The sequence below is a fragment of the Streptomyces sp. SP17BM10 genome, assembly GCF_036322405.1.
Taxonomy (GTDB): Bacteria; Actinomycetota; Actinomycetes; order Streptomycetales; family Streptomycetaceae; genus Kitasatospora.
The window spans coordinates 113,122-138,428 of the sequence record NZ_JAQYXB010000571.1 but is presented as its reverse complement, the minus strand read 5'-3'; the positions used below and the strand labels follow the sequence as shown (position 1 = coordinate 138,428).

General features: G+C 74.5%; 16 protein-coding genes and 1 pseudogene. 14 read left to right on the top strand and 3 right to left on the bottom strand.

Going from position 1 to position 25,307, the window contains the following annotated elements:
* Positions 1-157 precede the first annotated feature (157 nt).
* Together guaB and PUR71_RS15860 are read left to right on the top strand one after the other, a co-directional pair.
* Positions 158-1,660, top strand: a complete 1,503-nt coding sequence (gene guaB, locus PUR71_RS15865) for an IMP dehydrogenase (protein WP_329927637.1) — start codon at positions 158-160, stop codon at positions 1,658-1,660.
* 159 nt (positions 1,661-1,819) lie between these two features.
* Entirely contained in the window at positions 1,820-2,947 is a 1,128-nt protein-coding gene (locus PUR71_RS15860; protein WP_329927636.1) for a GuaB3 family IMP dehydrogenase-related protein, read from the top strand.
* 57 nt (positions 2,948-3,004) lie between these two features.
* On the opposite strand, the gene PUR71_RS15855 is transcribed toward PUR71_RS15860, so the two are convergent.
* Positions 3,005-3,583: a hypothetical protein gene (locus PUR71_RS15855; RefSeq protein WP_329927635.1), complete on the bottom strand. Its 579-nt coding sequence runs from the start codon at positions 3,581-3,583 to the stop codon at positions 3,005-3,007.
* Positions 3,584-3,837: 254 nt separating this feature from the next.
* Between PUR71_RS15855 and PUR71_RS15850 the strand changes: the two genes are divergently transcribed.
* From PUR71_RS15850 to PUR71_RS41300, 9 genes and pseudogenes are all read left to right on the top strand, one after another.
* Positions 3,838-5,841 carry a serine/threonine-protein kinase gene (locus tag PUR71_RS15850; RefSeq protein ID WP_329927634.1) on the top strand — a complete coding sequence of 668 codons (2,004 nt, stop codon included), beginning with the start codon at positions 3,838-3,840 and terminating at the stop codon, positions 5,839-5,841.
* Between the two features lie 327 nt (positions 5,842-6,168).
* On the top strand, positions 6,169-7,260 hold the full coding sequence (locus PUR71_RS15845) for a protein kinase (protein ID WP_329927633.1): 1,092 nt from the start codon (positions 6,169-6,171) through the stop codon (positions 7,258-7,260).
* 159 nt (positions 7,261-7,419) lie between these two features.
* Positions 7,420-9,285 carry a serine/threonine-protein kinase gene (locus PUR71_RS15840; RefSeq protein WP_329927632.1) on the top strand — a complete coding sequence of 622 codons (1,866 nt, stop codon included), beginning with the start codon at positions 7,420-7,422 and terminating at the stop codon, positions 9,283-9,285.
* Between the two features lie 102 nt (positions 9,286-9,387).
* Positions 9,388-11,031 (top strand): succinic semialdehyde dehydrogenase, encoded by a 1,644-nt coding sequence (locus PUR71_RS15835; protein WP_443077456.1) that lies wholly within the window; start codon positions 9,388-9,390, stop codon positions 11,029-11,031.
* A 70-nt stretch (positions 11,032-11,101) separates the two neighbouring features.
* Complete coding sequence (locus tag PUR71_RS15830; protein ID WP_329927630.1) at positions 11,102-12,907, top strand: GMC family oxidoreductase; 1,806 nt, start codon at positions 11,102-11,104, stop codon at positions 12,905-12,907.
* A 118-nt stretch (positions 12,908-13,025) separates the two neighbouring features.
* Positions 13,026-14,762 carry a hypothetical protein gene (locus PUR71_RS15825; RefSeq protein ID WP_329927629.1) on the top strand — a complete coding sequence of 579 codons (1,737 nt, stop codon included), beginning with the start codon at positions 13,026-13,028 and terminating at the stop codon, positions 14,760-14,762.
* Between the two features lie 1,011 nt (positions 14,763-15,773).
* Positions 15,774-17,369 carry a glutamine-hydrolyzing GMP synthase gene (gene guaA, locus PUR71_RS15820; protein WP_329927628.1) on the top strand — a complete coding sequence of 532 codons (1,596 nt, stop codon included), beginning with the start codon at positions 15,774-15,776 and terminating at the stop codon, positions 17,367-17,369.
* 217 nt (positions 17,370-17,586) lie between these two features.
* Positions 17,587-18,111 (top strand): annotated as a pseudogene (locus tag PUR71_RS41305) (DoxX family membrane protein); the annotation flags it as partial.
* A gap of 48 nt (positions 18,112-18,159) precedes the next feature.
* Positions 18,160-18,612, top strand: coding sequence for a ubiquinol-cytochrome c reductase iron-sulfur subunit (locus tag PUR71_RS41300; protein ID WP_443077462.1), 453 nt, complete (start codon positions 18,160-18,162; stop codon positions 18,610-18,612).
* A gap of 18 nt (positions 18,613-18,630) precedes the next feature.
* On the opposite strand, the gene PUR71_RS15810 is transcribed toward PUR71_RS41300, so the two are convergent.
* Positions 18,631-18,840, bottom strand: a complete 210-nt coding sequence (locus PUR71_RS15810; protein WP_329927626.1) for a hypothetical protein — start codon at positions 18,838-18,840, stop codon at positions 18,631-18,633.
* The gene (locus PUR71_RS15805; protein WP_329927625.1) at positions 18,837-20,312 is read right to left on the bottom strand and encodes a PspC domain-containing protein; all 1,476 of its coding nucleotides are present in this window, start codon (positions 20,310-20,312) and stop codon (positions 18,837-18,839) included. The genes PUR71_RS15810 and PUR71_RS15805 overlap by 4 nt, the downstream gene beginning before the upstream one ends.
* A 259-nt stretch (positions 20,313-20,571) precedes the next feature.
* On the opposite strand from PUR71_RS15805, the gene PUR71_RS15800 reads away from it, so the two are divergent.
* The 3 genes from PUR71_RS15800 (at position 20,572) to pcrA (ending at position 25,302) form a co-directional block, all read left to right on the top strand.
* The gene (locus PUR71_RS15800; RefSeq protein ID WP_329927682.1) at positions 20,572-21,921 is read left to right on the top strand and encodes an ATP-binding protein; all 1,350 of its coding nucleotides are present in this window, start codon (positions 20,572-20,574) and stop codon (positions 21,919-21,921) included.
* Complete coding sequence (locus PUR71_RS15795; protein ID WP_329927624.1) at positions 21,914-22,591, top strand: response regulator transcription factor; 678 nt, start codon at positions 21,914-21,916, stop codon at positions 22,589-22,591. Before PUR71_RS15800 ends, PUR71_RS15795 begins: the two co-directional genes overlap by 8 nt.
* Before the next feature lie 92 nt (positions 22,592-22,683).
* Positions 22,684-25,302: a DNA helicase PcrA gene (gene pcrA, locus PUR71_RS15790; RefSeq protein WP_329927623.1), complete on the top strand. Its 2,619-nt coding sequence runs from the start codon at positions 22,684-22,686 to the stop codon at positions 25,300-25,302.
* Positions 25,303-25,307 lie beyond the last annotated feature (5 nt).

Sequence of the window (25,307 nt, the reverse complement as noted above, 5' to 3'; positions counted from 1 at the left end):
CAGGTTGCCAAAGTTTCACGGGTGCGAACGGGGTTCCCCTGGAGGATCCTCCAAAGTCCACCCGGCTTTCGGCGGTCTGCGCGAGTGAGCGATGAACGCGTCCCCACCCTCAGGGCGTGTGCGGATCAAAAGGCCGGCCACGGAAGGTACCCCCGAAATGTCTTACAACGCCGCAGGCGTACCCGAGAAGTTCGCCATGCTCGGGCTCACGTTCGACGACGTCCTGCTGCTGCCCGGGGCCTCCGAGGTGCTGCCGAACCAGGTCGACACCTCCTCGCGGGTCTCCCGGAACGTGCGCGTCAACATCCCGCTGCTCTCCGCCGCGATGGACAAGGTCACCGAGGCCCGGATGGCGATCGCCATGGCCCGCCAGGGCGGCGTCGGCGTCCTGCACCGGAACCTGTCGGTCGAGGACCAGGCCAACCAGGTCGACCTGGTGAAGCGCTCCGAGTCCGGCATGGTCACCGACCCGATCACGGTCGGCCCGCTGACCACCCTGGGCGAGGCCGACGCCCTGTGCGCCAAGTTCCGCATCTCCGGCGTGCCGGTCGCCGACGAGGCGGGCAAGCTGCTCGGCATCGTCACCAACCGCGACATGGCCTTCGAGTCGGACCGCAGCCGCCAGGTCCGCGAGATCATGACCCCGATGCCGCTGATCACCGGCAAGGTCGGCATCTCGGGCGAGGACGCGATGGCGCTGCTGCGCCGCCACAAGATCGAGAAGCTGCCGCTGGTCGACGACGAGGGCCGGATCAAGGGCCTGATCACCGTCAAGGACTTCGTCAAGGCCGAGAAGTACCCGAACGCCGCCAAGGACGCCGAGGGCCGTCTGCTGGTCGGCGCCGCCGTGGGCGCCAGCGCCGAGGCGTTCGACCGGGCCCAGGCCCTGGTCGCGGCCGGCGTGGACTTCCTGGTCGTCGACACCTCGCACGGCCACAGCCACAACGCGCTGGCCTGGATCGAGAAGATCAAGTCGGCCGTCAAGATCGACGTGGTCGGCGGCAACGTCGCCACCCGCGACGGCGCCCAGGCGCTGATCGACGCCGGCGTGGACGGCGTCAAGGTCGGCGTGGGCCCGGGCTCGATCTGCACCACCCGCGTGGTCGCCGGCATCGGCGTCCCGCAGATCACCGCGATCTACGAGGCCGCCCAGGCCTGCCAGGCGGCCGGCGTGCCGGTCATCGGCGACGGCGGCCTGCAGTACTCCGGCGACATCGGCAAGGCGCTCGCCGCCGGTGCCGACACCGTCATGCTCGGCTCGCTGCTGGCCGGCTGCGAGGAGTCCCCGGGCGAGCTGCTGTTCATCAACGGCAAGCAGTACAAGTCCTACCGCGGCATGGGCTCGCTGGGTGCCATGCAGTCCCGCGGCCAGGGCCGCTCGTACTCCAAGGACCGCTACTTCCAGGCCGAGGTGGCCTCGGACGACAAGCTCGTCCCCGAGGGCATCGAGGGCCAGGTGCAGTACCGCGGCCCGCTGTCGGCCGTGCTGCACCAGCTCGTCGGCGGTCTGCGCCAGACCATGGGCTACGTGGGCGCCGCCAGCATCGCCGAGATGGAGAGCAAGGGCCGCTTCGTGCGCATCACCGCGGCGGGCCTCAAGGAGAGCCACCCGCACGACATCCAGATGACCGTCGAGGCGCCGAACTACTCCTCGCGCTGATCGTCCGCACCCCCGAGGGGCCCGTCGCCGACCACGGTGGCGGGCCCCTCGGTCGTGTCCGCGGGCCGGGCCGTCGGGGCGTGCGCACCACCCGTGCGGGATACTGGGGGCGGCCGGGGTGACCCGGCGGGCATGAGCAACACAGCAGAAGGGCTCGAAGTGACTGAGATCGAGATCGGGCGAGGCAAGCGCGGCCGCCGGGCGTACGCCTTCGACGACATCGCCGTCGTCCCCAGCCGCCGTACCCGGGACCCGAAGGAGGTCTCGATCGCCTGGCAGATCGACGCCTACCGCTTCGAGCTGCCGTTCCTGGCCGCCCCGATGGACAGCGTGGTCTCGCCGCAGCAGGCCATCGCCATCGGCCGCCTCGGCGGCCTGGGCGTGCTGAACCTGGAAGGCCTGTGGACCCGCTACGAGGACCCGCAGCCGCTGCTCGACGAGATCGCCTCGATCACCGACGAGGCCGTCGCCACCCGCCGCCTCCAGGAGATCTACGCCGCGCCGATCCGCGCCGAGCTGATCAAGCAGCGGATCCACGAGGTCCGCGAGTCCGGCGTGGTCACCGCCGCCGCGCTCTCGCCGCAGCGCACCGCCGAGTTCTCCAAGGCCGTCGTGGACGCCGGCGTCGACGTCTTCGTCATCCGCGGCACCACCGTCTCGGCCGAGCACGTCTCCAGCGCCGCCGAGCCGCTGAACCTCAAGCAGTTCATCTACGAGCTGGACGTCCCGGTCATCGTCGGCGGCTGCGCCACGTACACCGCCGCGCTGCACCTCATGCGCACCGGCGCGGCCGGCGTGCTGGTCGGCTTCGGCGGCGGCGCCGCCCACACCACCCGCAACGTGCTCGGCATCCAGGTGCCGATGGCCACCGCCGTCGCGGACGTGGCCGCCGCCCGCCGCGACTACATGGACGAGTCCGGCGGCCGCTACGTGCACGTGATCGCGGACGGCGGCGTCGGCTACAGCGGCGACATCCCGAAGGCCGTCGCCTGCGGCGCCGACGCGGTCATGATCGGCGCCGCGCTGGCCCGCGCCACCGACGCGCCCGGCAAGGGCTTCCACTGGGGCATGGAGGCCGTCCACGAGGAGCTGCCGCGCGGCAAGCGGGTGGACCTCGGCACCGTCGGCACCACCGAGGAGATCCTCACCGGTCCGTCGCACACCCCGGACGGCACCATGAACCTGTTCGGCGCGCTGCGCCGCGCGATGGCCACCACCGGCTACACGGAGCTCAAGGAGTTCCAGCGGGTCGAGGTCACCGTCAACCCGGCGCTCGACCACCGCTGAGCCTGACGCCGCCGAGGGCCCCCGCCGTGCGAACGACGGGGGCCCTCGGCGTTCCCGTCAGCCGCGGGTGGCGGTGCGGCGGGTGAGGATGACGCCGCCGACCAGGGCGATGCCGTAGAAGACGAGGTCCAGCGGGCGCAGGTCGGCGCGCCACGCGGCCAGGACGTCGTGGACGAAGGCGCGCAGCGGGGCGCCGGACAGGCCCCGGGCGCGCAGTTCGCGGCCCTGGAGGAGTAACTGGCCGAGGAACAGCGCGCCGGCCGCGAGCAGCGCGCCCAGCAGGGGCAGCACCCGGCTGCGGCCGCCGAGCCGGCCGAGCGGCCAGGAGACGGCGGCCGCGGGGGCGATGGCCAGCCAGCCCACGCTGTCCGCGGCCCGCAGCGGCGCGCAGCCGCAGGCGAGGGCGCCGAGGAGCATCGCGGCGACCGCGACGCTGACGGCGAGTCCGACCCGCCGTCGGCGGGGGCGCCGGAGGCGGGCGGCGGGGGCGACGGGTTCGTATCCGGCCACCGGGACACCCGGCATTCCCGGCGCGACGTAGCCCTCCGGGGCGCCGACGGCCGGTGCGACCGTGTAGTGCTGGGCCGTTCGCGGTCGGCCCGACTGTTCGTCAGTGCCCCAGGCGGGTGCGGTCATGGGTGTCGGATCCCCCCGGAAAAGACGGTGAGCTGCCGCACCGTAACAGTGTTCGGGACGAATCTTGGCGAGTTTTCGATCACAGATCGGGCACGGAGAGCCGGGGTTGTTGCGGGCCGTCGGATCCCGGACCGGGGGCCGGGTGGTCGCGGGGCCGGTGGACAGGGGATGATGGAGGCTTGGCGTTCGAGCCCAGACGCCGGGCCGACGCGCCGTCACCTCGACCGCCAGCAGCACATGGGGGAACGTTCCGAATGACCCAGGCGCAGGGTTCCACCGGCCGACTCCTGGCCGGACGCTACCGGCTGGACGCGGTGCTCGGGCGCGGCGGTATGGGCACCGTCTGGCGCGCCGAGGACGAGATGCTGGGCCGGATTGTCGCGGTGAAGGAACTGCGCATGAACGCCAGCGTCGAGGAGGAGGAGAAGCACCGGCTGATCGTCCGGACGCTGCGCGAGGCCAAGGCCACCGCGCGGATCCGGCACAGCTCGGCGGTCACCGTCTTCGACGTGGTCGAGGAGGACGACCGGCCGTGGATCGTCATGGAGCTGGTGGAGTCCCGCTCGCTGGCCGACGTCATCAAGGAGGATGGGCCGCTGGCGCCCGCCCGGGCCGCCGAGATCGCGCTCGACGTGCTGGGCGTGCTGAGCGCCGCGCACGCGCTGGGCATCCTGCACCGGGACGTGAAGCCGTCGAACGTGCTGATCGGCGAGGACGGCCGGGTGGTGCTCACCGACTTCGGCATCGCCAGCGTGGAGGGCGACGCCTCGGTGACCTCGACCGGCATGCTGGTCGGCGCGCCCTCGTACATATCCCCCGAGCGCGCGCGTGGGCAGAAGCCCGGGCCGCCGGCCGACCTGTGGTCGCTGGGCGGCACGCTGTACGCGATGGTGGAGGGCCGGCCGCCGTACGACCGCGGGTCGGCGCTGGCCACCCTGACGGCGGTGATGACCGAGGAACTCGTCACGCCGAAGAACGCCGGGGCGCTGCTGCCGGTGATCGAGGGGCTGCTGGAGAAGGACCCGGCCGACCGGCTGGACGCCTCGCAGACCCGGTCGATGCTCAAGCGGGTCGTCGCCGAGGCCACCGCCAAGGCCGAGTCGACGACCGAGCACGCGATGCCGGTCGCGTCGGCCGCCGGAGCGGCGGCTGCGGCCCAGGCTCCGGCTCCGACGGGGAAGGCCTCTGAGAAGGCATCCGAGAAGGCCGAGGAGCCGCCGTCCCCCGACGGCACCGCGAAGCGGACGATCGGCGGGCTGCTCGGGACCGTCCGGGTCGGCAGCAAGGCGAAGGACCAGGAGCCCGCGGCCGCCCCGGCGGTCGTCCCCGTGGTCGTCCCCGCGGCGGAGCCGGCCCGGCCCGCGGCGCCGGAGACCGAGCCGATCCGGCCGGTTACCAGCGAGTGGACGCTGGGCGCGACGCAGGCGGCGGGCGCCGACCCGCGCAAGGGCCGGCGGCGGCTGGCCGTGGTGACGATCGTCCTGGTGCTGCTGCTGATCGCCGGGATCGTCGCGGTCGTGAAGGCCGTCGGCGGCTCGGACGGCGGCACGGCGCACGGCGCGGGCGCGACCTCGCCGGTCGCGACCGGCACGGAGGCGACGCCGAGCGGGGCTCCGACGCCGACCGCCGCCGCGCCGACCACGCCGGCGGCCGAGCCCGCCCCGGCCGTCACCGAGGCGGCCCCGCCGCAGGCCCCGGCCACCGCGGCGACGACCCCCGCGGGCCAGGCGCCGGCCCCGGCGGCGACGCCGGCCCCGGCCCAGACCCCGGCCCCGGCCCAGACCCCGGCCGCCACGCCGAGCGCGGCCCAGCCGGCCCCGGCCGGGTACCACCTGTTCAAGGACTCGTCCGGCTTCTCCGTCGTGCTGCCGGACTGGCTCCAGCAGACCGGCTCCGAGGCCACCCGCCGGACCTTCCAGGGCAACGGCAGCACGCTGCGGATCGAGTGGACCACCAGCCCCGACCCGAGCGCCCTGGCCGACTGGCAGGAGGCCGAGCCCGGCCTGCGCGGCCAGGTGACCAACTACCAGCGCATGAACCTCGCGGCCGTCAACTACCGGCAGTGGAGCAACGCGGCCGACTGGGAGTGGACCAACGGCACGCCGAAGACGCACTCGCTCAACCGCGGCTTCGTGACCGGCAGCCCGGCGAAGTACGGCTACGCGATCTACTGGACCACGCCGGACGCGGACTGGGCCGCCCCGGCCAACTCCCAGGCCAGGGACCAGGCGTTCGCGAGCTTCCAGCCCGCGCCGTGATCCGGGGCCGGCCAACCGCCGGAGCCGACCGGGCAGTTTGCCGTCCGCGCCGCGGCCGGGTCGGCGAGGGCGGCGAACGGAACCGGCACCGGGGGTTCTCCGTCTCTCTGGAAGAGCACCTGGTGGGTGGCCGGGACGGGCGCGCGCTCGCACAAGCGGCCGTGGCGCTGGCGACCGGCCGTTGATCGCCGACCGCGGCCGCCCCGACCGTGCGCACCGTCGCCGTGGCCGGCGGCCCGGACGCGGCGCCGGTCGGATCGGTCCGGCCAGCGGGACCGAGCCGGGGGAGCCGCTCAGTAGGCTGCTCGGTGAGCGAGAGGAACTGGCATGCGAGCGGGCCCTGGGCAGGTGCTGGCGGGGCGTTACCGGTTGACGGACCGTCCGGAGGCGCTGCGGGCGGCCGCGGTGGACGAGGGCACCGGCGAGCCGGTGCTGCTGCGCGCCCTGGAGCTGCCCGCGCTGCTGTCCGCCGGCCACGACCCGCAGGACGGCACGCCGCCGCAGGCCGACCGGCTGGTCCGGCGGGTCGGGGCGGTCGGCTCGGCGGCGCCGTCCTGGCACCCGCGGCTGCTGCGCGGGGTCGGCGCGTTCGTCGACGGCGAGCTGCTGTGGACGGTCGAGGAGCGGCCGGCCGGCGTGCCGCTGGCCGAACTCGCCGCCGCCGGGCCGGTGCCGCCGTACCGGGCGGCCGAGCTGGCGGCGGACCTGGCGGGCGCGCTGCGTTCGCTGCACGAGGCCGGGCTCAGCCACGGCAACCTGACCGCCGAGTCGGTGCTGGTCTGCGAGGACGGCGCGGCGATGCTCGGCGGGCTGCTGTCGGGGGTGGCCGAGGAGGCGCTCGCCGAGGACCTCGGCGGGCCCGGCGGGCGCCGCCGCTACGAGGTGCGGGCCACCCTGGTCGGACCGGTGGCGGAGCGCTGGCCGCTGGACGGCGGCCCGGCCGGGGACTGCTGGGCGCTCGGCGTGCTGCTGCAACGGCTGTTGACCGGACGGTCGCCGTACCCCGAGGGCGGGGTGCCGGAGCTGGTGACGGCGGTCCGGGACGGGCGGCGCGAGCCGTCCGCGGCCTGCGGGCCGCTGGCGCCCCTCGTCGAGCGGCTGCTCCAGCCCGATCCGACACTGCGGCCGACCGCCGACGACGTCCGCCGGGAGCTGGCGGCGCTGCTCGTGGGCGCGCCGGAGCCGGCCGACGGCGAACGGGCGGCCCGGGACGTCGTGCTGCGGCCGGACGGTCCGCTGGTGAAGTCCGCGCGCGGGCGCGGCCGACGCGCCGCGGTGGCGTCCGCGGGCCGCGGGGCGCGGACCGACGGTGGGAAGCCGCCCCGGATACCCCCGGCCCTGCTGGGGCCGCTGCTGGTCGGAGGCGTCTTCGTGCTGCTGGTGCTGGGGGTGGTCGCCGTGGTGATGTTCGCGGGCTGACGGCCCGGGCCGGCCGGGGTACGCGGACGCGGCGGACCGGGGAGATTACCGGGGTCGGCGGCGTGGGCCTAATGTGTGCGTGGGATTTGTTCGAACAGTGGTCTGCACCAGGCCCTCCGTCGCAGAGACGGCAGCCGGAGCGAGGGGGAGCGGTCGCCGATGGGCGTGCAGGACCGGCCGGAGACGGGCGAGACGGAGCGGCTGCTGGCCGGGCGGTACGAGCTGGGCGAGCGGCTCGGCCGGGGCGGCATGGGCACGGTCTGGCGGGCCTGGGACCGGATGCTGGACCGTGAGGTCGCGGTCAAGGAGCTGACCGTCAACCACCTCCCCGAGGACGAGCTGGAGATCCTGCACACCCGGATGAAGCGCGAGGCGAGCGCGGCGGCCCGGATCAAGCACCCCGGCGTCATCACCGTGCACGACGTGCTGGAGCAGGACGGCCGGCCGTGGATCGTCATGGAGCTGGTCGACGGCCGCTCGCTGGCCGACGTGATCAGCCAGGACGGCACCCTCCAGCCGCGCGCCGCCGCCGAGGTCGGCAGCCAGGTGCTGGCCGCGCTGCACCGCGGGCACCAGCTGGGCGTCCTGCACCGGGACGTCAAGCCGGCCAACGTGCTGCTGGAGCGGGGCACCGGCCGCGTCGTCCTGCTGGACTTCGGGATCGCGAAGTTCGAGGGCTCCGCCGAGCTGACCCGGCCGGGCGACCTCGTCGGCTCGCCGGACTACCTCGCGCCCGAGCGCGCGCAGGGCGAGCGACCCGGGCCGGCCTCCGACCTGTGGGGCCTCGGCGCGACGCTGTACGCGGCCGTCGAGGGGCAGTCGCCGTTCCGCCGGACCTCGCCGATCACCACACTGGCCGCGGTCGTGGGCGACCCGCTGCCGGAGCCGCGCCGGGCCGGGCCGCTCGGGCCGGTGCTGGCCGCGCTGATGGCCAAGGACCCGGCCGAGCGGCCGACCGCCGACGAGGCGGCCCGGATGCTCGCCGAGGTGCAGGCCGGGCACACGGTCGGTCTGAAGGCGGTCGGGCCGGTCCGGACGCCGACGATGTCGGTGCCCGTCGTGGACCGGAGCGACGCGACCGGCGGTGCGGCGGCCGAGGCCGGTGACGCCGGTGCCGCGGGCACGGAAGCGGTCACGGAAGCGGTCACGGACGCCGGCGTCGAGCGGGACACCGCCGGGGAGGCGGCCGCGGCCCGTTCGTCGGAGACGGCCGTCACCGCGGCGCACGCGCCGGCCGGGGGCGCCATGAACGCCTCGCACGCCCCTGCCCACGCCTCAGCTGGGGGCGCTCAGCCGGGCGCGCCGATCGCCGCGGGGGCGCCCACCGGGCCCATCGCGCCGGTGCCGCACACCACCGCGCCCGCGCGCGGGCCGGCCAGGCGCCGCAGCCTGGCGAAGGTCGTCGGCATCGCGGCGGCCGTCGGCCTGGTCGCGGCGGCGGGCACCTTCTTCGCCACCCGGCAGGTCGTCGGCTCCGGTGCCGGCCCCGCCGACGACCCGTCGACGCCCGCCGTGACCACCTCGGCCGTGCCGGTGCCGACCGGATCGGCGAGCGTCGGGCCGGTGCCCGCCGGCTACCAGTGGGTGGAGGACCCGGCCGGGTTCCGCTTCCTGCTGCCGTCCGCGACCCCGGCCTGGCAGCGCATCCTCGGCAGCGACAACAACCAGATCTTCTACAGCCCCGACGGCAAGGTGCACTACCTGCAGTTCGCCGTCACCGTCGGCCAGTCGGTCAAGCCGCTGGAGCACATGCGGGAGATGGAGGCCAGCGTCTCCAAGGCGCAGAAGGACTACAAGCAGCACCGGATGGCGAGCACCGCGGTCAACGGCCACGAGGCGGCCACCTGGGAGTTCAGCTACGCGGCGAAGGAGGGGGGCCGCCGGCGCGCCGTCGAGACCGAGTTCATCGACGACGACGGCACCGCGTACGCGATCTACTCGTCCAGCCCGGAGAAGGGCGACGACTGGAACCAGGCCCTCCAGCGCTTCACGACGGTGCTCAACAGCTTCACGGCCACCCGCTAGCCGTCGCGCGGCACGGGCGGAGCGCCCGCTTTCGTCCGAGTGCGGCAGATTCTTGTTACCGACGGGTACCGCACCGGGCGCCGAGCGCCTAGGCTGCGCCGTATGTCGGACCTCACAGCAGATGCAGTGACCACCGGACGCCCCGCCGCCGCTCCCGCGGGCGGCAACCCGGCCGCCCCGGGCGGCGGTCGCACCGTCGCCGGGGCCGTCCCGCCGTCCCTGGTCGCCCGGCTGGCCGGCGGTGTCACCGCGACCGGCGAACCCAGCGTGGTGGAGACCGTCGCCCCGCTGACCGGCGAGCGGCTGGCGAGCCTGCCGCAGTCCACCCCGGCCGACGTCGAGGTCGCCTTCCAGCTGGCCCGCCGCGCCCAGTCGGCCTGGGCCGCGCTGCCCGTGCGCCGCCGCGCGGCCGTCCTGCTGCGCTTCCACGACCTGCTGCTCAAGCGGCAGGACGAGGTCCTGGACCTGATCCAGGCCGAGACCGGCAAGGCCCGGCTGCACGCCTTCGAGGAGGTGCTCGCCGTGGCCATGGCCGCCCGGCACTACGGGCGTGCCGCGCACGGGTACCTGCGCGACAAGCGGCACGGCGGCGCGCTGCCGGTGCTCACCCAGGCGATCGAGGCCCGCCGCCCCAAGGGCGTGATCGGCCACGTCTCGCCGTGGAACTACCCGCTGGAGTTGTCCGTCGGCGACGCCCTGCCCGCCTTCGTGGCCGGCAACGCCGTCGTCAACAAGCCCGACACGCAGACCGCGCTCACCGCGCTGTGGGCCCGCGAACTGCTCGTCGAGGCCGGGCTGCCGGCCGACCTGTGGCAGGTCGTGATCGGCGACGGACCGGTGATCGGCCCGGCCGTGGTCGAGCACGCGGACTACGTCTCGTTCACCGGCTCCACCCGCACCGGTCGCGACGTCGCCCAGCGCGCCGCCGCCCGGCTGGTCGGCGCCTCGCTCGAACTCGGCGGCAAGAACGCCATGCTGGTGCTCGCCGACGCGGACCTCGACCGGGCCGCCGCCGGCGCCGTACGGGCCTGCTTCTCCTCCGCCGGCCAGCTCTGCATCTCCATCGAGCGCCTCATGGTCCACCGCTCGGTCGCCGACGCCTTCCTGGAGAAGTTCGCCGAGCGCACCCGCGCCCTGCGCCTGGGCGGCGGCCTCGCCTACGGCGCCGACATGGGCTCGCTGGTCTCGGCCCGCCAGCTGGACACCACCACCCGGCACGTCGAGGAGGCCGTCAAGGCCGGCGCGACCGTGCTGGCCGGCGGGCGCGCCCGGCCCGACCTCGGCCCGTTCTTCTACGAGCCGACCATCCTCGACGGCGTCACCCCGGACATGGCCGTCTGCGGCGAGGAGACCTTCGGCCCGGTCGTATCGGTCTACCGCTTCGACACCGAGGACGAGGCGGTGGCCGCCGCCAACGCCACCCCGTACGGCCTCAACTCCAGTGTCTGGACCCGGGACCCGCGCCGCGGCCGGGCGGTCGCGGCCCGGCTGCGCACCGGCACGGTCAACGTCAACGAGGCGTACGCCGCCGCCTACGGATCGGTCGGCTCGCCGATGGGCGGGATGGGCGACTCCGGGCTCGGCCGGCGGCACGGCGCGGAGGGCATCCTGCGCTTCACCGAGGCACAGACCATCGCGACCCAGCGGCTGCTCCCGCTCGCGCCCTCGCTCGGGCTCGACGACCGGCAGTTCGCCGCGGTGTTCACCGGCGGGCTGCGGGTGCTGAAGGCGCTGCGCCTCACGTAGGCGCGGCGGTGGTGCGGCCCGCCCGGTGGGCGGTGCGGGCGGTTACGGACGGCTAAGGGAGCAGTGGCAGATGGCGGGGTCCCCGGAACAGGACGAGTTCGACTACGACGTGGTCGTGGTCGGCTCCGGCTTCGGCGGTTCGGTCGCCGCGCTGCGGCTGACCGAGAAGGGCTACCGGGTGGCCGTCCTGGAGGCCGGGCGGCGCTTCGACCGCGACGAACTGCCGAGGAACTCCTGGGACCTGCCGAACTACCTGTGGGCGCCGCGGCTGGGCCTGTACGGGATCCAGCGGATCCACCTGCTGGCCAACGTGCTGATCCTGGCCGGCGCCGGGGTCGGCGGCGGCTCGCTGAACTACGCCAACACCCTGTACGTGCCGCCGAAGGCGTTCTTCGAGGACCGCCAGTGGAGCCACATCACCGACTGGCAGGAGGAGTTGGCGCCGTTCTACGACCAGGCGCAGCGGATGCTCGGGGTCCGGCTCAACCCGACCCTCACGCCGTCCGACGTCCACCTCAAGGCCGCGGCCGAGAAGATGGGCGTCGGGGACACCTTCCACATGGCGCCGGTCGGGGTCTTCTTCGGGGACGGCAAGGACACCGACGGCACGGCCAAGGCCGCGCCCGGCGAGGAGGTCGCCGACCCGTACTTCGGCGGCGCCGGCCCGGCCCGCAAGGCCTGCGTGGAGTGCGGCGAGTGCATGACCGGCTGCCGGCACGGCGCCAAGAACATGCTCACCGAGAACTACCTGTACCTGGCCGAGAAGGGCGGCGCGGAGATCCACCCGCTGACCACGGTGGCCCGGATCCGGGAACTCGGTGGGGCCGACGGGGACCGCGGCTACGCGGTGGACGTGCGGCGCACCGACTCGCGCTCGACGACGGACCGGGTGAAGGCGGGCGCGCGGACCATCACCGCGGCCAGGGTGGTGGTCGCGGCCGGCACCTACGGCACCCAGTCGCTGCTGCACCGGATGCGCGCCGACGGCCACCTGCCGCGGCTCTCGGCCCGGCTCGGCGAGCTGACCCGGACCAACTCCGAGGCGCTGGTGGGCGCGCAGACCACCGACCGGCGCTACGGCAGCCGGGCGGACTTCACCAAGGGCGTCGCGATCACCTCCTCGATCCACCCGGACGCGAACACCCACATCGAGCCGGTGCGCTACGGCAAGGGCTCGAACGCGATGGGCGCGCTGTCGATCGCCCAGGTCGCGGGCGGAGGACGGGCCCCGCGCTGGCTGCGCTACCTGGGCAACTCGGTGAGCCACCCGGTGACCTTCGCGCGCTCGATGAACCAGCGCCGCTGGTCGGAGAAGACGATCATCGGTCTGGTGATGCAGTCGCTGGACAACTCGATCACCGTCTCCCTGAAGAAAGACCTGCTCGGCAAGGCCCGGCTGACCTCCACCCAGGGCCACGGCGCGCCCAACCCGACCTGGATCCCGGCCGCCGAGCAGGGCGCCCAGGCGCTCGCCGCGGAGATCAACGGCTTCGCCGGCAGCACCGTGGGCGAGATCTTCGACGTCCCGATGACCGCCCACTTCCTCGGCGGCTGTCCGATCGGCGACACCGCCGAGACCGGCGTCGTCGACCCCTACCACCGCCTCTACGGGCACCCGGGGATCAGCGTCGTGGACGGCGCGGCCGTCTCCGCCAACCTCGGGGTCAACCCCTCGCTGACGATCACCGCGCAGGCCGAGCGCGCCATGTCGATGTGGCCCAACAAGGGCGAGGCCGACCCGCGGCCCGAGCAGGGCGCGGAGTACCGCCGCACCGCGGCCGTGGCGCCGGTCAGCCCGGCCGTGCCGCAGGACGCGTTCGGGGCGCTGCGGCTGCCGCTGCTGCCCGTTCCGAAGGTGCCGAAGAAGCGCGGCTGAAGCCTGGCGGGAGGCCAACACGCCGGATCCGGAAGCCGGTTGACATCCGTTCGGATCCGATGGGATAAACGGGCGTCCTGGGCGACCAGGAACTCGTCGAGCGGGGGGAACGCGGTTCATGGCCATCTGCGCATCGTGCGGCGCGGTTTCGGTGGAGGGGGCGCGGGCCTGCGCCGCGTGCGGACGGCCGTCGGCGCCGCCCCCGCCGCCCCCGGCCGGCCCGCCCGTGGTGCCGCCGCCCCCGCCGGCCGGCCCGCCCGTGGTGCCGCCGCCCCCGCCGCCCGGGTACGCGACCGCGCCGCCCGCCCACCCCGCGCCGTACCCGCCCGGTGCCGGCGCGCCCGCGCTGGGCGCCTGGGGTGCCGGGCGGCCGTACGACCCGGCCACCGGGCAGTCGCCCGCGCTGCGCTGGCTGACCGGCGCGGACTGGCGCCCGGCGCTGCTCGCGCTCGTCGCGCCGACCGTCGTCCTGCTGGCCGCCGCGCTGATCGCGGCGATCCCGAGCGACTACGGCGGGTTCGACAGCCTGGTCCAGACGCCCGGGTTCGGCGACCGCTACGGCGCCGCGCTCGCGATGGCACTCAGCGCGCTCGGCGCCCCGTTCAAGCTCTCCTACGCGCTCCACTGGCGGGGCACCGACACCGACTTCGGCTTCACGACGCGGGTGCTCCCGCTGACCGTCACCGTGCTGTGGCTGCTCGCCCTCTGGCTCGGCCTGCGGACGCTCTCCCGCCGCCGGCAGGCCCGCACGGCCCAGCAGATGACCCGCGGCCAGGCGGCCGGCGAGGCGCTGCGCACCGCGCTGGTCACGGCCGGCGTGACGCTGCTGCTCGGCCTGCTCGCCGGGGCGGAGTGGAGCCCCTACCTGCCCGGCAACCCCACCGGGTTCGGCCGGTCGTCGGCGATCTCCTACACCGCGGACGCCGGCTGGCCGCAGGCGGTCGGCTGGAGCGCCCTGCTCGCCGGACTGGTCGCGTTCGCGGTGTACGGCACCGACGCGCTGCGCTGGGCGGCCTGGCGCAACCGGGCGATCCGCGGCTGGGCGGTGGCCGGGCTGGCGGCCGGCCAGGTGCTCGCGCTGCTGGTCGGCACGGCCGCGCTGGTGGCGTTCGTCCTGGTCGCGGCCAACAGCGAGGGCTGGCAGACCGCGGTGTCGCTGGCCTTCCTGCCCAACCTCGGGCTGGTGCTGATCGGCATCGGCTCGGGTGCGACGTTCCGGACCGAGGGCGGGCCCGGCTCCCGGGGTGCGGACTGGAGCGGCACGGGCGGCCACCCGCGCTTCCAGGAGTTCTCGTTCTTCGACCTGCACGGCGAGAGCAGCGCCTGGCGCTTCGCCGGCCTGCTGGCCGTCGCCTCGGTGGCCCTGCTGGCCTGGACGGCCCACCGCCGCCGGCTCGACGCGGCCGACCGGATCCGGCTGGCGGTGGTGTACGCGGTCGGGCTGACCCTGCTCATGGTGCTCTCCGGCGTCGCGACCACCGGCTTCGGCAGTGGCGCGACGCGCTCCGACCCGGCCACCGCCAGCTACTCGGTGAGCCTGGTCTTCGGTTCGCTGCTCGCGGCCAACGTGATCTGGGCGGCGATCGGCGCGCTGGCGCTGCCGCCGCTGCTGGCCGCCGCGACGGGCGGCCGGGGCGCGGTCCACGTCCCGTACGCGGGCGCCGTGCCGCCGCAGGGCCCGCCTGCGGGCGACGGACTCGCCGCCAAGGAGCCCGAGCCGTACCGGCCGGAGGCCGGGGTGAGCGACGTGGTCGGTTCGTCCGCGGGGCCGACGGGCGGGGCGGACGACCGCGTCGCGGGGCCGCGGGACGGCGAGGACCGGGTAGACCCGAGCGTCTGGCGCGACCACCCCTAAGCGCGGATCCCGGCCGGCCGCCGCCGGACAGGGCAAAGGGCCCCGCGGGGGAACGGGGCCCTTTGTCGCTCAGCACGCGGCGTCAGGGCTGCGCCGGTGCTGGAGGTGACGGCGCCGGGGGAGGAGCGCCGTCATTCGGTTGGCTTCGGGGCCGCGCCCGGTGCGGCCCCGGCGTGGGTGGCCGGTGGCGCGGGGCGCGCACGCTCACGGTGCGTCCGGGCGGCGCGCACGTCTGCGCCGGACCCTCGCTCACGGAGCGTGAGGTGACGACCGATGCCGCCCCAGGTCGCGGCGGCAGCGGTCCCAGTCTCCCCAGCGGGCCGTCGGCCGCCGGGATAACCGCTTCCTCGGAGCATCGTGCTGGACGGAGGGCTCGCTCTGCAACCGGTTCGGCACACTTCGGCCCAGTCCATTGTGCGATGACGGGCTCCGCTTCCGGCCGGCGATGATCACGGTGCGTAGTGGTTCGGTCGATTGCGGCGCACGGGGACGCGCGTAGCGGCGCGCAATGGTGAGGGGTGTGCGCCCCCGGGCGCGCGCCGGGGGTCGTGCCGAGTGTCGTGCCGGGGTGCGGCGGCCGGCCCCGGGCGTCCCCGGAGCCAGCCGCCCCACCTCACGGTCCAGTCGCGGCCGGGGTCGCTGTCCCCTGCTGGCCGGCCGCGGCACCGGCGCACGGTCCCACGGCGCGCCGCGCCCGGCCTGGCCGGAACGGCGGCGGCGCCACGTGCGCCGGTGGACTGGAATGGAGCTCCACGCGTGGTCCTGCGTGACGCGCGGCGGCGCCCCGCGCCCGGGGCGGAGGCGGCACGCCTGGCGGGCGCGGCGCGGTCGCACGTCGTGTGAACCAACGAAGCGCGGGGCCGCCCGGTCACGGCCGCTTGGACGTGCAGACGAGTGAAACCGGGCAGCCCGGTAGAATCGGGCTCAGACACCCCCACCCGTCGCCGTCGCGACCCCTGCCCGGGCCGCGTGCCGAGCGACACCCTCGATACCGCTGCCGGAAGGCCGTCTGTGTCCGCTGCAATTCCCGTCCAGTCCGTACCTGAGACCGACACCGTGCTGGTCGTCGACTTCGGTGCCCAGTACGCCCAGCTCATCGCCCGCCGGGTGCGTGAGGCCCGGGTCTACAGCGAGATCGTGCCGAGCTCCATGCCGGTCGCCGAGATGCTCGCCAAGAACCCGAAGGCGATCATCCTGTCCGGCGGCCCGTCCTCGGTCTACGAGGAGGGCGCGCCGCAGCTCGACCGCGCGATCTTCGAGGCCGGCGTCCCGGTGTTCGGCATGTGCTACGGCTTCCAGCTGATGGCCAAGACGCTCGGTGGCACCGTCGACAACAGCGGCGCCCGCGAGTACGGCCGCACCCCGCTGACCGTCAGCCGCTCCGGCTCCACCCTGTTCGAGGGCGTCCCGGCCAAGCACTCGGTGTGGATGTCGCACGGCGACGCCTGCTCCGCGGCGCCCGAGGGCTTCACCGTCACCGCCTCCACCGACGTGGTGCCGGTCGCGGCCTTCGAGAACGACGAGGCCCGGCTCTACGGCGTGCAGTACCACCCCGAGGTGCTGCACTCCGACCACGGCCAGCAGATCCTGGAGCACTTCCTCTACCGCGGCGCCGGTCTCGCCCCGACCTGGACGACCGGCAACGTCGTCGAGGAGCAGGTCGCCCTGATCCGCGCCCAGGTCGGCACCAAGCGCGCGATCTGCGGCCTGTCCGGCGGCGTGGACTCCGCGGTCGCCGCGGCCCTCGTCAACAAGGCCATCGGCGACCAGCTGACCTGCGTCTACGTCGACCACGGCCTGATGCGCAAGGGCGAGACCGAGCAGGTGGAGAAGGACTTCGTCGCGGCCACCGGCGTGCAGCTGAAGGTCGTCGACGCGGCTGACCGCTTCCTGGCCGCGCTGAAGGGGGTCACCGACCCCGAGGAGAAGCGCAAGATCATCGGCCGCGAGTTCATCCGGGTCTTCGAGCAGGCCCAGGCCGAGATCATCGCCGAGGCCGGCGAGCACGGCGAGTCGGTCGACTTCCTGGTCCAGGGCACCCTGTACCCGGACGTCGTGGAGTCCGGCGGCGGGACCGGCACCGCCAACATCAAGTCCCACCACAACGTCGGCGGCCTGCCCGAGGACCTCCAGTTCCAGCTGGTCGAGCCGCTGCGCAAGCTGTTCAAGGACGAGGTCCGGATGGTCGGCCAGGAGCTGGGCCTGCCGGAGGAGATCGTCCAGCGCCAGCCGTTCCCGGGCCCGGGCCTCGGCATCCGCATCGTCGGCGAGGTCACCAAGGAGCGCCTGGACCTGCTGCGCGAGGCCGACGCCATCGCCCGCGAGGAGCTGACCGCGGCCGGTCTGGACCGCGAGATCTGGCAGTGCCCGGTCGTGCTGCTCGCCGACGTGCGCAGCGTGGGCGTGCAGGGCGACGGCCGCACCTACGGTCACCCGATCGTGCTGCGTCCGGTGTCCTCCGAGGACGCCATGACCGCCGACTGGTCGCGCCTGCCGTACGACGTGCTGGCCCGCATCTCGACCCGCATCACCAACGAGGTCCGCGACGTGAACCGCGTCGTCGTGGACGTCACCAGCAAGCCGCCGGGCACCATCGAGTGGGAGTAGTCGCTCCCGCCGGCCCGGGCTCTTGACGTCGGGCCGCAGCCTGAACGGCCGCGCCGTCGTTCCCCGGTGGGGGAGCGGTGGCGCGGCCGTCGGCGGTTCCGGGGCCCGCCGGTGAATGGGGCCCGAGGGGTGGACCTCCCACCGAAAGCGTTCAGGAGCGGGCAGAATGCGGACCGGACCTGTCAGGAGCGGCAGGCCGCGAGGGAAGGTGTGAGGCATGTCGGAGGCTGGCAACTCCGTGGCGGTCGGCGGGGGAGCGGCCGGCCGGGCGGACCGCGCGGCCCGGCGGCGGGCGTTCGCGACCCGGTTCGCGATGCTGCCGCTGCGGCTCTTCCTCGGCGTCACCTTCGTCTACGCGGCCCTCGACAAGCTGTCCGACGCGCACTACCTGGCCGGGGCGGGCGATCCGGCGTCGTTCGTCTCGCAGACCCAGGCCGTGAAGGCGGCGAGCCCCGTCTCGTTCCTGCTGGGCCCCGCGCTGGACGCGCCGACCCTGTTCGCGCTCCTCGTCGCCTTCGGCGAACTGGCCGTCGGCCTCGGCACCCTGCTCGGCCTGTGGGGCCGGGTGGCGGCGCTCGGCGGCGCGGCGATCAGCCTGAGCCTCTGGCTGACCGTCAGCTGGAACGTCTCGCCGTACTACCTCGGCAACGACCTGATCTACCTGCTGGCCTGGACACCGCTCCTGCTGGCCGGCACCCCGGAGCTGTCGGTGGACGGCTACCTCGCCCGGCGCGCCGGGCGGGACCTCGAGCGCGGGCTGGGCGAGGAGCACGTGCGGCGCCGGGCGCTGATGGACGGCGGGATCGCCGCCGTCGCGATCGGCGGCGCCGGGCTGCTGACCGGCTCGCTCACCCGGACCTTCGGGCGGGACGGGACGGCCGCGCCGAAGCAGTCCGCCGCCCCGGTCGCGACCCCTTCCGCGGCCGCCGGGCCGGCCCCCTCGGTGGCCGCCGCGAGCGTGCCGGTCGGCGGCTCGGCCCAGGTCAAGGACCCGGCGACGGGCGACGCCGTCTACATCGTCCAGCCCAAGGCGGGCCAGTACTGCGGCCTGTCGTCGGTCTGCACGCACTCCGGCTGCGCGGTGGACGCCCCGAAGAACGGCCAGATGTACTGCCCGTGCCACGGCTCGCGGTTCGACGCGGCCACCGGCGCGGTGGTCAACGGTCCGGCCACCAAGCCGCTCGCGAAGTACGCCGTCACGAAGAGCGGCGACAAGCTGAACCTCGGCCCGCAGCAGAGCTGAGCCGCGGGCCGGGCCGGGCTACTCCCGGCCGTCGGACCGGCCGCGGCGGGCCACCGCCGCGACGGCGCCGGCCAGGCCGCCGGCGCCGAGCACGAGGAAGGTGACGGGGATGACGATCCGTCCGTTCACCGCCTGCTCGCGGACCGCCGCGACCAGGTAGACCACCGCGATCACGGTGAACAGCGCGCCCGCGACCAGCGAGAACAGGTCGATCCGGTGCTTCCTCACTTCTGGACCACCTTGATGTTGCCGAGCCCGACCTCGAGCATGAGGTCGAGCGTGCCCTTGGACGGCCGGTCGGTGCCGGGGTGGATCTCGTAGGTGTGGCGGCCGGAGCTGTCGTTCCCGTCGCTGCCGGGGACGCTGATGCTGCCGAGCGCCATCTGGGTGACCACGTTGACGGTGACGTCGGAGGGCACCACGACCGTCAGGTCGCCCGCGCCCATCTCCACCCGGCTGGAGAGGTCGGCCCCGGCCGGGTCCACCGCGCTCAGGTCGAGCCGGGCCTGGCCGGCCCCGAGGCCGTACTTCTCCTTGAGCTGGGACGCCGAGGCGACCGTCCAGGTGCGGTCGCCGAAGGCGTTCTGAAGCGAGTTCGGCGAGCGGCCGACGAACACCAGGCCCAGCGTGAGCAGCAGGCCGATCGCGGCCAGCTTGCGGGCCCGGCCGAACTTGGCGCCGACCAGCAGGGTCAGACCCACCACCAGCAGGGCCGTGGCCAGGACGGTCGAGCTGACCACGGTGACGCTGTTGTGGCCGACGGTGGCGGACCAGACCGCGGCGCCCGCGCCGATCGCCAGCAGGAACCCGAAGAAGCCGAGCGCCGAGCGTTCCTTCGGGTGACGGACCACGGCCGGCTTCGGCGGCGCCGCGGGGCCCGCCTTGCGCAGCGGGTCCCCCTGCGGCAGGTCGGTGCGCTGCCACCACGGCTGGGACGGCGTGCCGGGCGGGGGCACCGGGGTGCCGAAGGGGGGCGTGGCGCCGGTCTTCGGCGCGCCGCTCCTGGTCGGCGTGGCGGTGGCGCCGTACGGGTTCCGCTCCGGGTGGCGCGGGTCCCACAGGTAGCCGGTGGGGCCGGGGGCCGGGGTGTCGGCGGGGACGGTGCCGGCGGCGTGCCGGGCGCGGGCCGGCTCGTCCTGCGGCGCGTCCTGCCGGGGCCAGACGTACGGGGCGCCGGACGCCTCGGCCTCGGGGAAGTAGCGGTCGTACGGGCCGCCGCGGCGGCGTCCGCGGGCCCGGTTCCGGCGGCGCTCCGGGTCGTAGCGCACGGCCAGGAAGACCAGCCCGGCGAGCAGCAGGAGCGGGAACATCTGGTCGCCGTCGCCCATCGAGGAGAAGAACACCCCGGTGCCGATGACGGTCAGGAGCACCGCGCCGACCGACTGGCCGTCCACCCGGCCGGTGAGCACCCGCTGGAGCTCGGTGCGCCCGCCGCGGCCGGCGCCCCGTCCGTCCGGCGAGCCCTCGGTCGGGACGATCAGCCAGGCCAGGCCGTAGAGGAACAGGCCGAGCCCGCCGGAGAGGCAGAGCACGACGGTGACGACGCGGAAGACCACCGGGTCGATGTCCAGGTGCCGCCCGAGGCCGCCGCACACGCCGGCCACCACGCGGTGGTGCTCGGTGCGGGTCAGCGGCGGGCGGTCGGGGTCCGGCGGGGCGGCGGCGGGCCCGGCGTCCTGGATGCGGTGCTCCTCGGTCATGGGCACCATCCTCCCGGGCCGGGCGGCCGGGCCCAACCGGTACCAGCCCTGTCCGCACCCTGACTTGTCCCTGATAAGCGGTAGGGCCTCACCCTGATGCGCCCGCGGGCGCCCGCGTGGAACGATCGGTGGCGTGGCAGCACCCGGTACCGATCCCCGTCCCCTCGCCCCCGACGCGCCGCCGCCGGGCGGCGACCCGAACGCGTCCGACGACGGCCGCCCGCCCTACCGCCGGCTCTACCGCAGCCCGCACGGGCGGATGCTCGGCGGCGTCGCGCACGGCCTCGCGGTGCACCTCGGGCTGCCGGTGCGCTGGGTGCGGCTGGCGTTCGTGCTGCTGTTCTTCGCGCAGGGGATCGGCGGACTGCTGTACGCGGCGTTCTGGTTCGTGGTGCCGATCGGCATCGGCGAGCCCTCGCGGCGCGGCGCGCACTGGGTGTACGTCAACGGCACGTTCGTGCCAGCCGCGCAGTGGCAGGGGCCTGGCACCCCGCTGACCAAGCCCGGTGACGGCGGCGGTGGGGGCGGCTGGGTCGGCCGTCTGCGCGAGCTGCTCCAGCACGCCCTGCAGGGCGAACCGGTCGCGCAGACCGCCGCCGCGGCCGCCGCCGAGGGCGAGGCCCCGGCCCGGCCGGCCAAGGGAGGCCTCGGCCAGCTCGCCGCGCTGGTCATGGTCGTCATCGGCGTGATCGCGCTGCTCAACGTCCTCGGCTGGCAGACCGCCAAGCCGTACACCTGGCCGCTGCTGGCGATCGGCGTCGGCGTCGCGCTGGTGTGGCGGCAGGCCGACGACTCGCGCTGGCAGCGCTGGTTCGGCCTGGAGGAGGGGGAGAAGCGGCGCGGCGCCTACACCCGGGTCGGCGCGGGCGTCCTGCTCGCGGTCGCCGGCACGATCGCCCTGCTCGCCATGCAGGGCAGCGGCTCGACGCTCGGCTCGGTCGTCGAGGCCTCGATCGCGGTGCTCGCCGGCGTGCTCGTGCTGCTCGGCCCGTACGGGCTGCGGCTGTGGCAGGACCTCGGGGCCGAGCGGACCGCCCGTATCCGCGCCCAGGAGCGCGCCGAGATCGCCGCGCACATCCACGACTCGGTGCTGCACACCCTGACCCTGATCCAGCGCCGGGCCGAGGACCCCAAGGAGGTGCTGCGCCTGGCCCGCTCGCAGGAGCGTGAGCTGCGGCTGTGGCTGTACCGCCCGGAGGCCGCCGCCGAGGCCGCGCCGGAGACGATGGCGGAGACCCTGCGCTCGGTCGTCGCCGAGGTCGAGGACCGGCACGGCGTCCCGGTCGAGCTCGTGATCGTCGGCGACTGCCCGATGGACGAGAAGATCGCGGCACAGATGCAGGCCGCGAGGGAGGCGACCGTCAACGCGGCCAAGTACGGTGGCGGGGGACCGGTCCAGGTCTACGCGGAGGTCGAGGGGAGGACGGTGTCGGTGTTCGTGCGCGACCACGGCCCCGGCTTCGACCCCGACACGGTGCCCGAGGACCGGATGGGCGTACGGGAGTCGATCATCGGCCGGATGAAGCGCAACGGCGGCACCGCCCGGGTGCGGCCCGCGCCGGACGGCGGTACCGAGGTCGAGCTGGAGATGGGGAGAACGAATGACTGAGGCAGCGCCGGAGCGGACCGCTCGGGTCGTGCTGGTGGACGACCACCGGATGTTCCGGACCGGGGTGCGGGCCGAGATCGGGCGCACCGCGGAGACCGGCATCGACGTCGTCGGGGAGGCGGACGACGTCGAGTCGGCGGTCCGGGTCGTCGCCGAGACCCGGCCGGACGTCGTGCTGCTCGACGTCCACCTGCCCGGTGGCGGCGGCGTCGAGGTGCTGCGGCGCTCGGCGGGGGTGATGACCGGCGAGCAGTCGGTGAAGTTCCTCGCGCTGTCGGTGTCGGACGCGGCCGAGGACGTCATCGGCGTCATCCGCGGCGGCGCGCGCGGCTACGTCACCAAGACGATCACGGGGAACGACCTGGTCAACGCGATCTTCCGGATCGCCGACGGCGACGCGGTGTTCTCGCCCCGGCTCGCCGGCTTCGTCCTGGACGCCTTCGCGGCCACCGACACCCCGCCGGTCGACGAGGACCTCGACCGCCTCACCCAGCGCGAGCGCGAGGTGCTGCGGCTGATCGCGCGCGGGTACGCGTACAAGGAGATCGCCAAGCAGCTGTTCATCTCGGTGAAGACGGTCGAGAGCCACGTCTCCGCCGTCCTGCGCAAGCTCCAGCTGAGCAACCGGCACGAGCTCACCCGCTGGGCCACCGCGCGCCGCCTGGTCTGAGCACCCTCCGACGAGCCCGCCCCCCACCCGGACCGATGAGGCCGACCGGGCCGAGCGGGCTTGTCGGTGCGGGGCCATAGACTCGGAGTGCCATGAGTAGCCTCTTTGACGACCTCCCGCTCCCCGGTTTCGAGGCCCCCGCCGCCGGGTCGAAGCAGCCCGCCGCCACCCCCCTCGAGGAGGAGCCCCCGCCGTTCGAGGACGACGTCCCGTACGACGCGTACGAGGAGGCGATCCCGGAGGGGCTCTTCCACACGGACCACGCCGCCGAGGCCGAGCGCGACGCCTGGCACCGCAACGGCGCCGCCCGGACGGTGGTCGACCCGGCCCAGCTGCTGGAGGGCATGAACGACCCCCAGCGCGAGGCCGTCCTGCACGCCGGCTCGCCGCTGCTCATCGTGGCCGGCGCCGGCTCCGGCAAGACCCGGGTGCTCACCCACCGCATCGCCCACCTGCTCGGCGCCCGCGGCGTCCAGCCGGGCGAGATCCTGGCGATCACCTTCACCAACAAGGCCGCCGGCGAGATGCGCGAGCGCGTCGAGCAACTGGTCGGCCCGCGCGCCCGGGCCATGTGGGTGTCCACCTTCCACAGCGCGTGCGTGCGGATCCTGCGCCGCGAGTCCAAGGTGCTGGGCTTCACGTCCAGCTTCTCGATCTACGACTCGGCCGACTCCCAGCGGCTGATGTCGCTGGTCTGCCGCGACCTCGACCTGGACCCCAAGCAGTTCCCGCCGAAGTCCTTCACGGCGAAGGTCAGCAACCTCAAGAACGAGCTGATCGACGAGGAGACCTTCGCCGACCAGGCCGCCAACCCGATGGAGAAGAAGCTCGCCGAGGCGTACGCGCTCTACCAGCGGCGGCTGCGCGAGGCCAACGCGCTCGACTTCGACGACATCATCATGACGACGGTGAACCTGCTCCAGGCCTTCCCCGACGTCGCCGAGCACTACCGCCGGCGCTTCCGGCACATCCTGGTCGACGAGTACCAGGACACCAACCACGCCCAGTACATGCTGGTCCGCGAGCTGAGCGGGGGCTCCGTCGCCGCCGCGCCCAAGCGCACCGCGGACGGCGAGTTCGTGAACCCGGCCGCCGCGCACCTCGCCGAGGTGCCGCCCGCCGAGCTGTGCGTCGTCGGTGACGCGGACCAGTCGATCTACGCCTTCCGCGGCGCGACCATCCGCAACATCCTCCAGTTCGAGGAGGACTACCCGAACGCGACCACGATCCTGCTGGAGCAGAACTACCGCTCCACGCAGACGATCCTCAGCGCCGCCAACGCCGTCATCGAGCGCAACGCCAACCGGCGCGCGAAGAAGCTCTGGACGGCCGGCGACCACGGTGAGAAGGTCATCGGCTACGTCGCCGACGACGAGCACGGCGAGGCCCAGTTCATCGCCGACGAGATCGACCGGCTCACCGACAAGGGCGAGGCCAAGCCCGGCGACGTCGCGATCTTCTACCGCACCAACGCCCAGTCCCGCGTGTTCGAGGAGGTGTTCATCCGGGTCGGCCTGCCGTACAAGGTCGTCGGCGGGGTGCGCTTCTACGAGCGCAAGGAGGTCCGGGACGTCCTCGCGTACCTGCGGGTGCTCTCCAACCCCGAGGACACCGTGCCGCTGCGCCGGATCCTCAACGTGCCCAAGCGCGGCATCGGCGAGCGGGCCGAGGCGATGATCGACGCGCTCGCCTCCCGGGAGCGGATCTCCTTCCCCCAGGCGCTGCTGCGGGTCGACGAGGCGTACGGGATGGCCGCGCGCTCGGCCAACGCGGTCAAGAAGTTCAACACCCTGATGGCCGGGCTGCGCCAGGTCGTCGAGTCGGGCGCGGGCCCGGCGGCGGTGCTGGAGGCCGTCCTGGAGGAGACCGGCTACCTCGCCGAGCTCCAGTCCTCCACCGACCCGCAGGACGAGACCCGGGTGGAGAACCTGCAGGAGCTCGCCTCCGTCGCCCTGGAGTACGAGCAGGACCCGGGCGAGCGGCCGGACGCCGGCGAGGACGGCGCGCCGCCGGTCGGCTCGCTGGCCGACTTCCTGGAGCGGGTCGCGCTGGTCGCCGACTCCGATCAACTCCCGGACGAGGACGAGGAGGGCCAGGGCGTCATCACGATGATGACCCTGCACACCGCCAAGGGCCTGGAGTTCCCGGTGGTCTTCCTGACCGGCATGGAGGACGGGATCTTCCCGCACATGCGGGCCCTCAACCAGGTCAAGGAGCTGGAGGAGGAGCGGCGCCTCGCCTACGTCGGACTGACCCGGGCGCGCGAGCGGCTCTACCTGACCCGCTCGGTGCTGCGCAGCGCGTGGGGGCAGCCGGCGTACAACCCGGCCTCCCGGTTCCTGGAGGAGATCCCGGAGGAGCTGGTCGAGTGGAAGCGGACGGGGGCGGCGCAGGCGCCGGCCGCGCGCGGTTTCTCCTCGGGCTCCTCGTGGGGCAAGTCCTCGTCCGGGGGCGGGGGTTCGCGCGCGGGCTCGTCGGCCTCGGCCTCGCCGAAGGCGGGCTGGGGACAGTCGGCGCGGCGCGCGGGCAAGGTCGTGGAGCGCGAGGCCGTCTCGCTCGCGGTCGGCGACCGGGTCACCCACGACACCTTCGGGCTGGGCACGGTGGTCGCCGTCACGGGTGTCGGCGACCGGGCCCAGGCCACGGTGGACTTCGGCACGGAGGGGCGCAAGCAGCTGCTCCTGCGCTACGCACCGGTGGAGAAGCTCTGACCCGT